This window comes from Kordia sp. (assembly GCF_045105435.1).
Classification (GTDB): domain Bacteria; phylum Bacteroidota; class Bacteroidia; order Flavobacteriales; family Flavobacteriaceae; genus Kordia.
Genome location: NZ_JBGCDL010000152.1, coordinates 1 through 14,049 on the forward strand (window position 1 = coordinate 1; position 14,049 = coordinate 14,049).

The 14,049-nt window shown below is 34.0% G+C and carries 15 protein-coding genes; 7 read left to right on the plus strand and 8 right to left on the minus strand.

From position 1 onward, the window contains the following. The 4 genes from AB8B65_RS08015 to lspA all read left to right on the plus strand — a co-directional run. Positions 1–793 (plus strand): dihydrofolate reductase (locus AB8B65_RS08015; RefSeq protein WP_405300373.1); only part of this gene is annotated, 793 nt, incomplete at its 5' end. 21 nt (positions 794–814) lie between these two features. After that, positions 815–1,966, plus strand: coding sequence for a DinB family protein (locus AB8B65_RS08020; protein WP_405300374.1), 1,152 nt, complete (start codon positions 815–817; stop codon positions 1,964–1,966). A 117-nt stretch (positions 1,967–2,083) separates the two neighbouring features. After that, positions 2,084–2,974, plus strand: coding sequence for an ACP S-malonyltransferase (fabD, locus tag AB8B65_RS08025; RefSeq protein WP_405300375.1), 891 nt, complete (start codon positions 2,084–2,086; stop codon positions 2,972–2,974). Between the two features lie 9 nt (positions 2,975–2,983). Continuing rightward, positions 2,984–3,490, plus strand: coding sequence for a signal peptidase II (gene lspA / locus AB8B65_RS08030; protein ID WP_405300376.1), 507 nt, complete (start codon positions 2,984–2,986; stop codon positions 3,488–3,490). Positions 3,491–3,500: 10 nt separating this feature from the next. On the opposite strand, the gene AB8B65_RS08035 is transcribed toward lspA, so the two are convergent. After that, positions 3,501–3,971: a hypothetical protein gene (locus AB8B65_RS08035; protein WP_405300377.1), complete on the minus strand. Its 471-nt coding sequence runs from the start codon at positions 3,969–3,971 to the stop codon at positions 3,501–3,503. A 115-nt stretch (positions 3,972–4,086) separates the two neighbouring features. Here AB8B65_RS08035 and AB8B65_RS08040 point away from each other — a divergent pair, with 115 nt between their 5' ends. Further along, complete coding sequence (locus AB8B65_RS08040) at positions 4,087–4,269, plus strand: hypothetical protein (RefSeq protein ID WP_405300378.1); 183 nt, start codon at positions 4,087–4,089, stop codon at positions 4,267–4,269. Between the two features lie 71 nt (positions 4,270–4,340). Here AB8B65_RS08040 and AB8B65_RS08045 read toward each other — a convergent pair whose 3' ends face one another. From AB8B65_RS08045 to AB8B65_RS08055, 3 genes are read right to left on the minus strand one after another with little or no spacing between them, the layout of a single operon-like run. Beyond that, positions 4,341–5,621 carry an amidohydrolase family protein gene (locus AB8B65_RS08045; protein ID WP_405300379.1) on the minus strand — a complete coding sequence of 427 codons (1,281 nt, stop codon included), beginning with the start codon at positions 5,619–5,621 and terminating at the stop codon, positions 4,341–4,343. A 21-nt stretch (positions 5,622–5,642) separates the two neighbouring features. Continuing rightward, the gene (gene galE / locus AB8B65_RS08050; RefSeq protein WP_405300380.1) at positions 5,643–6,668 is read right to left on the minus strand and encodes a UDP-glucose 4-epimerase GalE; all 1,026 of its coding nucleotides are present in this window, start codon (positions 6,666–6,668) and stop codon (positions 5,643–5,645) included. A 9-nt stretch (positions 6,669–6,677) separates the two neighbouring features. Continuing rightward, complete coding sequence (locus AB8B65_RS08055) at positions 6,678–7,835, minus strand: DegT/DnrJ/EryC1/StrS family aminotransferase (protein WP_405300382.1); 1,158 nt, start codon at positions 7,833–7,835, stop codon at positions 6,678–6,680. A 98-nt stretch (positions 7,836–7,933) separates the two neighbouring features. On the opposite strand from AB8B65_RS08055, the gene AB8B65_RS08060 reads away from it, so the two are divergent. Both AB8B65_RS08060 and AB8B65_RS08065 read left to right on the plus strand, forming a co-directional pair. Next, positions 7,934–9,181: a 3-deoxy-D-manno-octulosonic acid transferase gene (locus AB8B65_RS08060; RefSeq protein ID WP_405300383.1), complete on the plus strand. Its 1,248-nt coding sequence runs from the start codon at positions 7,934–7,936 to the stop codon at positions 9,179–9,181. Positions 9,182–9,308: 127 nt separating this feature from the next. Further along, positions 9,309–9,743: a hypothetical protein gene (locus AB8B65_RS08065; RefSeq protein WP_405300384.1), complete on the plus strand. Its 435-nt coding sequence runs from the start codon at positions 9,309–9,311 to the stop codon at positions 9,741–9,743. Positions 9,744–9,822: 79 nt separating this feature from the next. Here AB8B65_RS08065 and AB8B65_RS08070 read toward each other — a convergent pair whose 3' ends face one another. The 4 genes from AB8B65_RS08070 to AB8B65_RS08085 all read right to left on the minus strand — a co-directional run bounded on the left by AB8B65_RS08070 (position 9,823) and on the right by AB8B65_RS08085 (position 13,796). Further along, positions 9,823–10,053, minus strand: a complete 231-nt coding sequence (locus tag AB8B65_RS08070; protein WP_405300386.1) for a hypothetical protein — start codon at positions 10,051–10,053, stop codon at positions 9,823–9,825. A 169-nt stretch (positions 10,054–10,222) separates the two neighbouring features. Continuing rightward, the gene (locus AB8B65_RS08075) at positions 10,223–10,408 is read right to left on the minus strand and encodes a hypothetical protein (protein ID WP_405300389.1); all 186 of its coding nucleotides are present in this window, start codon (positions 10,406–10,408) and stop codon (positions 10,223–10,225) included. Between the two features lie 52 nt (positions 10,409–10,460). Then, positions 10,461–11,945 carry a tail fiber domain-containing protein gene (locus AB8B65_RS08080; protein ID WP_405300390.1) on the minus strand — a complete coding sequence of 495 codons (1,485 nt, stop codon included), beginning with the start codon at positions 11,943–11,945 and terminating at the stop codon, positions 10,461–10,463. A 246-nt stretch (positions 11,946–12,191) separates the two neighbouring features. Next, entirely contained in the window at positions 12,192–13,796 is a 1,605-nt protein-coding gene (locus tag AB8B65_RS08085; protein WP_405300391.1) for a tail fiber domain-containing protein, read from the minus strand. Positions 13,797–14,049: the final 253 nt, after the last annotated feature.

Below are 14,049 nucleotides of genomic sequence, written 5' to 3' on the forward strand. Positions count from 1 at the left end.
CGTACTTATAAATGTAGTATTGGGCTTAGGAGAAGATGCCACACTATTTGGAACAAAATGGTTTGTTTGGGCAGTTTTCCTATGGTTATTTGCTTTTTTATTCCATGCTTTTGATGTGTATGTTACCAACAAATTCATGGGAAAAAACTGGGAAGCCAAACAATTAGAAACATTGGTTGCCCAACAAGAAAATCGCATTGCAGAATTAAAACAAAAATTCATAGATCAAGAAACGAAAGTTGCCGAAGTACAAGCAAAAGCCGAACTAGCAAATGAGCCAGAACCCGAAATTATTGATCGCAGTTGTTTGGCAATTATTGTTGCAGCTTCTGAAAACAATGTCATCGGAAAAGACAATCAGTTAATTTGGCATTTAAGTAATGACTTAAAACGTTTTAAGAAACTTACATCGGGACATCATATTATCATGGGACGTAAAACCTTTGAAAGTTTCCCAAAACCACTTCCTAACAGAACACATATTGTCATCACACGACAAAAAAACTACAAAGCGCCTAGAGGCGTTATTGTAGTTCACACCATGAAAGAAGCCGTAAGTGTTGCAACAGTTGCAGATGCAGAACCGTTTGTAATTGGTGGTGGCGAAATATACAAACAAGCAATGCCATTTGCTACAAAAATTGAATTAACGCGTGTACATCACGAATTTGAAGGTGATACCTTTTTCCCAGAAATTGAGATGAGAGATTGGAAAGAAATCGCAAATAAATTCCACAAAAAAGACGACAAACACGACTACGAATTCTCTTTTATCACCTATGAAAGAGTATAAATACCAAACAACTTTTTACGAATGAATTACTTTACTATCTTAACTAAAAAACAACTGATATGTTTTTTAGTTATCTCCTTTTTCACTTTCACCAATCTACATGCACAAAATCAATATTGGACACTATTTGCTAAGTCAATTAAAATGTCTACGGATGTAAAATTAAAATTCAAAATTACTGCTTCCATAAAAGTTGACACTAATGATCCAGATGCTTGGGCAGGTATTTGGGCACGCGTGGACACTAAAAATGATGAAACTGGTTTTTTTGACAATATGCAAGATAGAGCTGTTGTAACTAACACATGGGATACGTATGTAATTAATGGTTATATTGATAAAAACTCTGAATCATTAAATTTTGGAGGACTTTGCCTGTTTAATGGTAAATTTTATTTTGATAATGTAAAGTTATTTGTTGAAAATAAAGCTACAGGGAAATTTGATGAAATCAAACTTGACAATTATGATTTTGAAAAAACAATTGTTGGTAAAACAGTGCGTGATTGGGACCACAATGATATTGCGTTACGAAATCCTAAAAATGAAAAGTTTAGTTTCTCCCTTGTAAAAGATGATCCCTCTAAAAATCTATCATTGTGTATTATTGGAAGTGATATCAAAATAATTAAAACTAAAATCATAGGTGAACGCGAAGGCTATACACCACAAATTGGAACTTTAGTTTCTATGCTAAATAATCTTAGCCATCGTGTAGAAAGAACTGTTAAAAATCTTGATCAACGAGAGCTAGACCATTTACATGATGAAAAAGCAAATTCTATTGGTGCGTTGATTATGCATTTAGCTGCGGCTGAAAAAATATATCAATTGTATACGTTTGAAAATAGAGGCTTTAATGAAGAAGAGGAAAAATTTTGGGGACCAGCACTAAGTCTTGATGATGCAGGAAGAGAAACTTATAAAGGTCATGACGTAGAATATTACCTAAACATTTACAGAGAAGTCCGCGCTGTTACATTAGCTGAACTCAAAAAAAGAGACGACTCTTGGCTGCAAATCACCAATGCTTCACGTGAATCTAACAATCACTACTATTGGTTTCATGTCATGGAACATCAATCAAGTCACTTAGGGCAAATACTATTCTTAAAAAAGAGAATTCCGCCAGCATCAAAAATCAATATTGAACAGAAAAAGAAAATTGATTAAGTAAAGTATTCAGAAAATATAGTAACAAACACCTGTTCTCGGAAAATTCTTTACTTTTGCCAAAAATATACATAAACACTTTTTCTTAATTTATAAGAAAGTTTAAAGACTTATATAATGAAAGCATATATATTTCCAGGGCAAGGTGCTCAATTTTCAGGAATGGGATTAGACCTTTATGAGAATTCTGATATAGCACAACACCTTTTTGAAGATGCCAATGGCATTTTAGGATTTCATATTACAGATATCATGTTTGAAGGTTCTGCGAAAGATTTAAAGCAAACGAAAGTTACGCAACCAGCCATCTTTTTACATTCGGTAATTCTAAGTAAAGTTTTGGGAGACAAATTTCAACCAGAAATGGTGGCAGGACATTCGTTAGGAGAACTTTCTGCATTAGTTGCCAATGGAGCATTAACCTTTGAAGATGGATTAAAATTGGTTTCACAACGTGCTTTAGCAATGCAAAAAGCCTGTGAAATTAAACTAAGTACAATGGCTGCCGTTTTAGGCTTAGACAATGAAGTAGTTGAAAAAATATGCCAGGAAACTGCCGGAATTGTCGTAGCCGCAAATTATAACTGTCCAGGACAAATTGTAATTTCTGGAGAAGTTGAGGCAATTAATACGGCTTGCGAAACGTTAAAAGAAGCAGGAGCAAGACGCGCATTGGTTTTACCAGTTGGTGGTGCTTTTCATTCTCCTTTAATGGAACCAGCTCGTGAAGAATTAGCCGCAGCAATTGAAAACACTGTTTTTAATACACCAAGTTGTCCTATTTATCAAAATGTAACAACTACGGCTGTGACAGATCCAAGTGAGATTAAGAAAAATTTAATGTCGCAGTTAACGGCTCCTGTAAAGTGGACACAATCGGTACAACAAATGATTACCGATGGCGCTACACATTTTACAGAAGTAGGCCCTGGAAAAGTATTGCAAGGATTGTTACGTAAAATTGATCGTTCTGTAACTGCTGAAGGTGCTACTTTCGGAAACGAATAAAATATTACTATGAAAATGTCAAGATCATTGCGAATACTATTAATTGTTGGACTGATTTTAATAAACGTTGGTTGCGATCAAGTTTCAAAATCAGTAGCAAGAACGCATATTGATGCAACGGAACGTATTTCTGTAATTGGCGAGTATGTCGTATTGATGAAGACTGAAAATAAAGGTGCTTTTCTAGGATTTTTATCTTCAGTGGAAAGTCCGATTTTGAAAGCCATCTTTTTAATCATTTTACCAATTGCTGTATTACTTTTTATTCTGCGAATGATTATCATCAACACAGACTTAGATCGCTATATGATTTTTGGTTTGTGCTGTATTATTGGTGGCGGAATTGGAAATTTATACGATCGTATCTTATATCGTTCTGTAACCGATTTTATGCATATAGATTTGGGCGGAATTTTTAAAACAGGAATTTTCAATATGGCAGATGTCTCCGTTATGCTGGGCACAGGACTGTTGATTATTTCCTTTATCAAACGAAAAGAAGTTTCTTTGTCATAACTTACAAAACCTAGCGCTTGCTAGGTTTTTTTATGGGTATTAGTTTCATTTTCATTTCAAAACTCATGTCATCAACTCCTTCAATCGTAACTTTTACATAAAGTTCATCTTCTTTTTTATAAAGATAGAATATGTAATCATGTTGATGTCGCCAATTTGTTTTAAAGTGACTAAAACGAACATAATATTCATTTCCATAACTAATTACAAAATCATTCTCGCCATAATTATTAGGGATTGTTTTTGTCGTAGTTCCATCAAAAATTAACAGCTCATTTATCTTCTTAGAATTCTTAGAGCCATCTTCATAAAATCCAAAATTCATTCTATATTCGACGGTAACTTTTTCTTTTTGTAAAGGCGTTTCTGTCTGAATTGTTATAGAATTCAAATTCCACAATACAACAATTTCTGTTTGTATAAAAAACAAAATGTATGCGCATACTGCGAGAATTACGCCTATACTAATTATTCTTTTCAAATTTTATTTTTTAGTTTCAATAAAGATATATCAAAATGTTAACTACGGTATTCCCATACCAAATTCTTTCATGGTTTTTATAACTTAAAAGTATTCTTAACCAAAATACTAAGTCATGAAAAAAAGAAATGTAAAATCATTAAAGCTTCGCAAGAATTCGATTTCTAATTTAGAGAACAGACATCTTAAAGGAGGAATTAAACTTACAGACACCTGTACATCAGTAATTGATGCCTGTCCATCGGCTTGGATATGCCCAACTGATATTCCTTGGAACTGTCCTTTTCCACCTTTTTAGGAGAACCTAATTATAAAAAAAGGGAAGTAGATATGAATTTACTTCCCTTTTTCTATTCTATATATAAAAGCTTATTGCTTGTATATCTTTCCATTTTTCATGACAAACGTCACATTTTCCATCGTATTAATGTTTTTTGTAGGATCTCCATCAACCGCAACAATATCTGCTAAGAAGCCTTCTTTCAATTGTCCTAATTGATCTTCCATTCCTAGAATTTTAGCATTGGTAACCGTAGCAGCTTGAATCGTTTCTATGGCTGGCATTCCTGCTTCTACCATAAAACCGAATTCTTTTCCGTTTAGTCCGTGTTTGTATACGCCTGCGTCTGTTCCAAAAGCAATTCCAACACCTTTTTTATAGGCTCTTGCAAATGTTCCTTGAATTTTTGGTCCAACTGCCAATGCTTTCGGCACAATAATATCTGGGTAATATCCTTTTATTTTCGCTTTGGCTTCTACTTCCTTTCCTGCTGTAATTGTCGGAACCAAATATGCATCGTGCTTTTTCATCAATTCCATGGTTTCGTCACTCATCAACGTTCCGTGTTCAATGGTTTTCACGCCACCAATTATAGCGCGTTGCATTCCTTCGTCTCCATGTGCGTGTGCTGCTACATGCATTCCGTAATCTTTAGCCGTTTCGCAAATCACTTTGATTTCTTCTACCGTAAATTGCGGATTACTTCCGCTTTTAGCAACACTTAACACGCCACCAGTTGCTGTAATTTTAATTACATCTGCACCGTTTTTATAACGTTGACGCACTGCTTTTTTAGCATCACTTACATTATTAACCACACCTTCTTTTGGTCCTGGATCGCCAATAATTTCTTTACGATTTCCGTTTGTCGGATCGGCATGTCCACCAGTAGTTGCCAATGCTTTCCCGGCGGTAAAAATTCGTGGCCCATCAATTCTTCCTTGATTAATTGCGTTACGTAATGAAATATTTACGCCTGTTCCGCCCAAATCGCGTACGGTTGTAAATCCTGCTTGCAATGTTGCATCTGCAAAACCTACAGAGCGAAACGCTACATCTGAATCGTTTAGTGTATATTTTTCTAAATATGCTTTCGGATTGGTTTCACTTTCTATATGAACGTGCATATCAATTAGTCCTGGCATCACCGTTTTTGACTTTAAATCAATCATAGTGATATTTGCTTTTTTAGGCTGTAAATACCCATTTGCAACACCTATTATTTTGTTTCCAGAAATAATAATTGTCTTTTCAGTGAGCACTTTTCCGCTTTCGGTATCAATAATTTTTCCGCAATACAAATATGTATCTTGTGCCATCATAATGGTCGTACACAACATACTCAAGCATAGAATGAGTAGTTTTTTCATTTGGTTGTCTTTATGGTTAGTTTATTTGGTTTTTCTGATTTTCTGTTCCCATTTCCAAGCAGAAAGCATGGCTTCATCAAGTGTCGATGTTGCTTTCCAACCTAAAATTGTATTCGCTTTGGTCGTATCTGCATACGCAGAAATTACATCGCCTTCTCTCCTATTTACAATTTTATAGTTGAGTTTCTGTTGACTGACACGTTCAAAACTTTCAATGACTTCTAGCACAGAACTTCCTGTTCCGGTTCCAATATTGAATACTTCAAACGAAGCTTCATGACTTTCATCAAGTAATCTTTTTAATGCGGTTACATGCGCTTTCGCGAGATCAACTACATGAATATAATCACGAATGCAAGTACCGTCTTTAGTAGGATAATCGTTCCCGAAAACGGATAATTCTTCTCGCAATCCAATTGCAGTTTGTGTAATAAAAGGTACTAAATTTTGTGGAACGCCATCTGGCAACTCACCTATTTCAATACTTGAATGTGCACCAATCGGATTAAAATATCGCAAAGAAATTACCTGTAATCCTTTTGCTATTTTAGCAGTATCATACAATATTTCTTCGCCAATTTGTTTGGTGTTTCCATACGGAGAAAATGCTTGTTGTACAGGCGCGTTTTCAGATATTGGCATTTTTTCGGCTTGACCGTAAACCGTACATGAAGAACTAAAGATGAACGAAATGTGTTCTTTGTACTGAATTTGTTGTAAAATTGTGATTAAAGTCGATAGATTGTTTTCGTAATATAACAACGGATTTTGTACACTTTCGCCAACCGCTTTACTGGCTGCAAAGTGAATAATTCCGTTAATGGCATCGTGTTTTTTGAAGAATGAAATTGTTGCTTGTTTGTCGCGTAAATCTAATTTTTCAAACGCAGGTAAGATTCCTGTAATTCGCTTAATTCCTTGTAAAACTGTTTCTAACGAATTGGACAAGTCATCAATAATTACAACTTCAAATCCTGCCAATTGCAAGGCTACCACTGTGTGAGAGCCAATATAACCTAATCCGCCAGTTACTAATATTTTTTTCAAATTTGGGTTTTATCCGTTTACAAAATCTAAAACAGTTTTTGTGATAAATGCTATTTGTTCATCATCTAACTCTGTGTGCATTGGCAACGAAATTACTTCTTTTATCAACTGATTTGTCACAGGGAAATCTGCCTCATTGTAACGTTCATCTTTGTATGCTTTTTGCGCATGTAATGGAATTGGATAGTATACTCCGCAAGGAATTCCACTTTCGTTTAAATGCTTTGCCAACGCGTCTCTATCAACACCTGTTACACGCAATGTATATTGATGAAATACATGACAATCACAACCTGCACAGATTGGGTTTTCGCATGATTTTGAGATTTGTGGCGTAATTATTTTATCATTTCCATAGAATGCGGCATTGTATTTTCGTGCGGCATCTTGTCGTGCTGCGTTGTATTCATCTAAGTGTGGTAATTTTGCTCTTAAAACGGTTGCTTGGATAGAATCTAATCGAGAATTTACACCGACAACATCATGATGATAGCGTTTATACATTCCGTGATTTACAATTCCTCTGATGGTATGTGCTAAATCGTCATCGTTTGTAAAAATAGCGCCACCATCACCATAACAACCTAAGTTTTTTGAAGGAAAGAAAGAAGTAGAAGCTACATGACCTATTCCGCCTGCTTTTTTCTTGCTTCCGTCTGCAAACGTATAATCGGCTCCAATTGCTTGCGCATTGTCTTCAATTACATACAAATCATGCTCCTTTGCAATTTCTAAAATCGCGTCCATATTGGCGCATTGTCCAAATAAATGTACAGGAACAATTGCCTTTGTTTTTGGTGTAATAGCTTTGCGAATTGCTTCTGGATCAATATTGAAAGAATCTTTTTCAACATCAACTAAAACTGGTGTTAATTGTAATAATGCGATTACCTCAACAGTAGCTGCAAACGTAAAATCGGCAGTAATAACTTCATCTCCAGGTTTCAATCCAAGTCCCATCATTGCAATTTGCAACGCGTCCGTTCCGTTAGCACATGGAATAACATGTTTTACATCTAAATATGCTTCTAATTCTGCTTGAAATGCGTGTACTTCGGGTCCGTTAATGAATGCTGAAGATGCAATAACATCTAATACGGATTGATCAACTTGGTCTTTAATTTGTGCGTATTGACCTTTGAGGTCGACCATTTGGATTTTCTTCATTCGTATCTTTCTTTTGTTCTAACAATATTACAAAATTGTAGAACGATACCCAATGAATTTACCCGAAAGAATGTATTTTAGCAGCAAACTCATTGCTTTTGTATTTTATCTACAACATATTGGTTTACATTGCGAGTTTCTTTCTTAGAATCGTAGCATTATTTAACACGAAACTTGGCCTTTTTGTTTCGGGCAGAAAGACCGTTTTTCAGACTTTAGCCGATCAAATTTCTGCAAACGATAAGGTCATTTGGTTTCACACCGCTTCTTTGGGCGAATATGAACAAGGCTTACCAGTGTTGGAAGCTTTAAAAGAAAACTATCCGAATCATACATTTGTGTTGACATTTTTTTCTCCTTCTGGATATGAAGTAAAAAAAGATAGCGCTGTGGCGGATGTAATCACGTATTTACCTTTGGACACGAAAGCTAATGTTAGAAAGTTTCTTAAACTTGTACACCCAGAATTGGTCGTTTTTGTGAAGTATGAGTTTTGGCCGAATTATTTAGCTGAACTGAAAAAACAGCAGATTCATACCATTTCCATTTCTACTATTTTTAGACCATCGCAAGTATTTTTTAAATTTTATGGTGGCTGGATGCAAAAATCTTTACATGCATTCAATCATATTTTTGTGCAGGATGAAACGTCTCAGCAACTATTAAAAAACATCAACTATACAAGTGTTACCATAAGTGGCGATACACGTTTTGATAGAGTTTTAGAAATTTTGGAGCGAGACAATTCACTTTCTTTCATAGAAGAATTTAAAAATAATACCACTAGTATCGTCATTGGAAGCAGTTGGTCAGAAGATGAAGCTATTTTTGTTCCTTTTGTGAATGCTTCAACCGAAAACTGCAAATTCATCATTGCGCCGCACAATATTAAATCTCAAGAAATTGAAAAATTAAAAAAGAGCATTTCAAAATCGACTGTTTTGTTTTCAGAAATGGAGCAACATAGCGATCTAAGTCAGTTTGATGTTTTTATTATAGACACCATTGGTATTTTGACCAAAGTATATAGTTATGCAGATATTGCGTACGTTGGCGGCGGTATGGGAAATACAGGTCTACATAATACACTTGAACCCGCTGTTTTTGGAATTCCTGTTGTGATTGGAAAAACATACACAGGATTTAAGGAAGCGGAAGATTTGGTAAAACTTGGCGGTGTGCTTTCTATAAAATCTCAAATAGCATTTGAGAATACAATGATACGTTTACTTGAAGATGCTAATTTTAAAGATGCTGTTGGTAAGATTAACCATGATTACGTTCATGCCAATGGAAATGCAAGTAAAATTATTATAGAATATCTATCAAAAAAACTAAAACTTTAGATAAAACACCTTTTAACTGTTTAATTGATAATTTTGTAGAATGTTAAAAAGATGTCAAAACATTCTTTGTGAATCCATAAAAGAAATCTTAACATTGCCATACAATTAACAATAAATAGATAAAGAGATGAAAAAATTAGTTTTAAAAGCTTCACTTGTTGTTGCTTTAATGATTGGAATGACTTCTTGTGAAGAAGTAAAAAAAGGAACTGAAAAGGCAAAAGAAACTGGAAAAGAGCTAGTGAAAGAAGGTAAGGAAGCTGTAAAAGAAGCAGCCAATGGTGCTATGGAAAAAGGAAAAGAAATGCTTAGCGATGCAAAAGAAGGAACAAAAAATGCTGTTGAAACGGCAAAAGATGGTGTGAAAAATATGGCAAATGACGCAAAAGAAGGTGCTGAAAACGCTGTTGAGAATGTAAAAGATGCTGCCAAAGATAAAATGGACGCCGCTAAAGATGCTGCCAAAGCTAAGATGGACGCTGCTAAAGACGCCGCTAAAAATAAAATGGAAGACGCAAAGAAAGCTGCTGCCGATAAATTAAAGAAAGTAGGAGGGAAATAACAACTAGTGTCCCACACAAAAAATTGAAAAGCTTCTCCAATTGGAGAAGCTTTTTGTTTGTATTATAATTTGCTTGTTTTTAACAAATTGGATACGTATTTGTATCTACTTCATTGGTGTTTACACAACCAGGTTGTTTTGTGCGCTCACAGTTAACTGTTCGTAAACAGATGTTATTTCCGTTTGCATCTACGAAAGTACGAATACAATATCGGATCGTATTAAGCGTACCTCCAGTGTTTTGATGCGCATGTAAATTAGAAATTGATTTTTTGTTTAATGATAAATTTTTGATGCTCTTTTTTTTCATGATAAAATGTTTTTTGATGAATTTTTAAGATAAAAAATTTTAGTTTGCATGCATTACGGGTTTACCTTAATTAACGTTTCATTAGCTGTTATTTTTTTTAAAATAAAAAAGCATCTCCAGTTCTGAAGATGCTTTTCATTATAGGATTTTAACCCTCAATTTTCATGTATTATTTACATTTACATGCGCTAGCATTGTTTAACGTAAAGCAACCGTCAGACATAGGCGGACATTGTTGTGTACATATTACGGAACAAAGGTTTGAAGTTCTAGTTCCTCCTTTTAAACTTCCAGCAGTCAAGTTAGATACAATACTTTTTTTGAATGCGATTTTTTTAATTTCTCTTTTTTTCATGATTTTGATTTATTAAAGTTAATATTTGTTTTAAAAATTTATGTAGTACTGATTATTTTACAATCATCTTTTTAGAGATCATAATTTCTCCATTAGAAACTAAGCTGTAAATAAACATTCCTTTTCCAATTTCGCTTGAACTAATTACCACTTGTCCTTTTTGGCTTGATAAGTTGTAATCTCTTATAAACTTCCCTGACATGTCAAAAACAGAGATGGTTGCTTTTGCATTATCTGGCAATGTGAAGTTAATTGTTGTTTGGTTTGTAAAAGGATTTGGTCTGTTTTGCTCCATTGAGAACCCAATTTCCTTAATGTCATCTTCTTTTTTAGCAAGATTTTCTCTTTTCAAGTTTTCTATTTCACTTTCTAAAGAAATAACTTTCTCGTTCATTTCGTTTAAACTAGAAGTTAATACTGAAATCATTCCAATATAATTTACCGCTTTGTACTCGTAGCTTCCAGTTTCCTTGTTATCTTTATCTACAATAGGTTTGTTAATTGTAGTTATCAATTCAGGAAAAACCTCTTCAATATTTTGCGCTAAAAATCCATGTTGTAATTCACTTGGTAAATTTAGGTGCTCGTTTTGCTTAAAGTTGTAAGTCACAGATTCTAATTGCGCTAATTTTTCAAGGACATTTTCTTCAGCCTTGATATTTTCTTTTAGTTTTTTATCTGAAACAGTAAACATTCCTGTTACAAAAACATCTCCATTGAAATATCCGGCATATCGATTTGTAAGTGATGCTGAACTACCGTAAATAGCTGCTCCAAAACCAGTTCCTGTAGTAGGTATTGATCCGCGAATGGCATACGAACCACCATTACTAGTACCTGTTATTGATGCTGTTACTCCCGTATTTTGATATGTTCCGCTAGTTCTTACACTAACTCCAGTAGATAAATAAGAAGAACCTGCACTTTGTACTTCAATACCTGTTTTTATGTATCCAGATAAATTGTTGATTGCTTTAATTCCGGTGAAGTATGATCCTGAAGACGAATTGTTTTGCACAATAAGACCTGTTTTTGTGCTGCTTGGCGAATCACTATAATCAATTCCTACTTTTGGCTCGTTAGACGCAAGTGGTGCACCAAAATAAGTTTTCCCGTCATTGGTCATCGTTGAAACTAACGTTGAACCTGTAGATATAAAACTATTGGCTACTCTGAACTCTAAATCAGTTCCAGAAGCAAACGAATCGCCAATCCACTGTATTCTAGGATTTACATCTCCTGTGTCTTGATATCCCATTGTTAGGGCTCTATTTTTCAATTGAAAGCGTAATCCAAATACTTGTTGACTTCCCGTATTTAGTTTACCGATAGAAAACCACTGGCTTGTACTAAAGTCAAAAGCGGTTCCTGCGTCTAATTGTGTGACTAGTCCTGGTTGAAATCTAAAAATTTCTTGTCCGCCAAATTGTTGCGGAATTGGATTGAAAATTGAAGAGAAAACTGATCCTGATGATTGGTTTTGCGCAAAAGAAGTTGCGACAAAAAGTAATGCTAATAAAAAAGTAAATTTTTTCATGGTTTAAAAGTTTAAGTTAATTTGTTTAAAGATATTGCTAAATAGTTAAACAAAATTACGGTATAACCGTAAAAATAAATCATTAAAGATCAGTATTTTATAAAATGGAAGTGTTGCATTAATGACAAAGGAATGTCAAAAACATTGAAGAAATCGCAAAGAAAATTTGGAGAATATATTGCACAAAAAAAGCCAAAGTCATTACAACTTCGGCTTTCATTTTATGATTTCTAAGTTTTATAGAATTTATTTGATGATCATCTTTTTTGTAATTATTACTTCATTATCTGAGATAAGTGCATATACAAAAATCCCTTTTCCAATTTCACTTGAATTTATAGTTAACTGTCCTTTTTCACTTGACAAATCATAATCTCTTATAAACTTTCCTGATAAGTCAACAACTGAAATGGTAGCTCTTGTGTTTTTTGGTAAAGTATAGTTAATTACGGATTGATTTGTAAAAGGATTTGGCTTGTTCTGTTCCATTGAAAATCCTACATCATTCGTATCATTTTGATTCCCTAATTTGTTTTCTTTGCTAGATCCAGCTTCATTTTTCATGTCTTCTATCTGACTTTCCAAAAGTGCTACTTTCTCGTTCAATTCATTGATACTTGCTGTAGCTTCTTCGTTTAGTTCTTTTAAACTTGAAGTTAAGATTGAAATCATTCCAAGATAATTTACTGATTTATACTCGTATTGATCTACTTGTTTGTTGTCTTTGTCAAAAATTGGCTTCTTGATTGTTGAAACTAACTCTGGAAAAACTTCTTCTATATTTTGTGCTATAAATCCATGTTGTAATTCAGAAGGAAGATTTAATTGATCATTTTCCTTAAAAGTATATGTTACTGCATCAATTTGAGCTAATTTGTCTAATACATTCTTTTCGCTCTCAATATCTTGTTTTAATTTCCTGTCAGATCCTGAAGAAAACGAACCAGTTACCACCACATTTCCGTTAAAATAACCTGCGTGTCGGTTACTAGTTGTTGCCGAACTACCGTAAATAGCTGCTCCAAAACCAATAGGAGTAGTGCCACTAGGACCATAAATAAACCCACGAACACCATAGGTACTTCCATTACTACTACCCGTTACAGATGTACTTACTCCTGTGTTATAAAATGCTTCACTAAGTCTTACATTGATTCCTGTATTACCGTACGAAGATCCGCTACTTTGAATATCCATACCCGTTTTTACATAAACAGCTTTATTATTGACTGATTTGATTGCAGTATGATAACTTCCTGAACCGCCAGTGTTTTGTAAAAATAAACCTGTACGCGTTGAACCTGAGATATTGCTATAATCAATTCCCACTTTTGCTTCTGTTGTGCTTAATGGAGTTCCAAAAAAGGTGCTACCATTATTCGTCATTGTTGCTACTAATGTTGAGCTTGTAGATGTAAAACTGTTTGCGACTCTAAATTCAAAGTCAGTTCCTGCGGAAGAACCAGCACCAATCCATTGCAGTCTTGGGTTTGTGTCATTTATATCTTGATATCCCATTGTTAAGGCTCTATTTGGCAGCTGAAAACGGAAACCATATACATTTTGACTTCCCGTATTTAGTCTACCTATAGAAAACCATCTACTGTTGGTAAAACCAAAATTATTTCCTGAATCTAATTGTGTCACTAAACCAGGTCTAAATCTAAAAATTTCTCCTCCACTAAATTGTTGAGGAATTGGACTATTTATTACACTTTTCACACTATTTGCAGATTGATTTTGAGGAAGAGCAATCGGTATAATAATATCATCTATAGGTACTGGAATAGGAGTTTGAGCGTAAGTTATTACTGTAAAAAGTAATGCAATAAGTAATGTGATTTTTTTCATGGTTTTGATTTTTATTAGTTAATTTTGTTTAAAGATAATTGTAAAAGATTAAACAAAACTACGGTAAAACCATAAAACTAACACAAAATCAGATATTTATGTTTTTCTTAACATTTTCACTATCTCCATAAATTAGGCTTGAAAACAGAATGCAAAGAAGAAATTTAGATGGTCACGCTAAAAATCAAAGGAAGAAAATTCAACACATTAAATAGTATTTCTGTAAGATTAAAAAAAGCCAAGATTTTTAAAT

Bases quoted from the DNA above. Each gene is read 5' to 3' on its own strand.
- AB8B65_RS08080 (WP_405300390.1), bottom strand. From the start codon at position 11,945: ATGAAAAAATTTACTTTTTTATTAGCATTACTTTTTGTCGCAACTTCT.
- AB8B65_RS08055 (WP_405300382.1), bottom strand. From the start codon at position 7,835: ATGAAGAAAATCCAAATGGTCGACCTCAAAGGTCAATACGCACAAATT.
- lspA (WP_405300376.1), top strand. From the start codon at position 2,984: ATGAAAATGTCAAGATCATTGCGAATACTATTAATTGTTGGACTGATT.
- AB8B65_RS08070 (WP_405300386.1), bottom strand. From the start codon at position 10,053: ATGAAAAAAAAGAGCATCAAAAATTTATCATTAAACAAAAAATCAATT.
- AB8B65_RS08045 (WP_405300379.1), bottom strand. From the start codon at position 5,621: ATGAAAAAACTACTCATTCTATGCTTGAGTATGTTGTGTACGACCATT.
- AB8B65_RS08040 (WP_405300378.1), top strand. From the start codon at position 4,087: ATGAAAAAAAGAAATGTAAAATCATTAAAGCTTCGCAAGAATTCGATT.
- AB8B65_RS08020 (WP_405300374.1), top strand. From the start codon at position 815: ATGAATTACTTTACTATCTTAACTAAAAAACAACTGATATGTTTTTTA.
- fabD (WP_405300375.1), top strand. From the start codon at position 2,084: ATGAAAGCATATATATTTCCAGGGCAAGGTGCTCAATTTTCAGGAATG.
- AB8B65_RS08075 (WP_405300389.1), bottom strand. From the start codon at position 10,408: ATGAAAAAAAGAGAAATTAAAAAAATCGCATTCAAAAAAAGTATTGTA.
- AB8B65_RS08065 (WP_405300384.1), top strand. From the start codon at position 9,309: ATGAAAAAATTAGTTTTAAAAGCTTCACTTGTTGTTGCTTTAATGATT.
- AB8B65_RS08085 (WP_405300391.1), bottom strand. From the start codon at position 13,796: ATGAAAAAAATCACATTACTTATTGCATTACTTTTTACAGTAATAACT.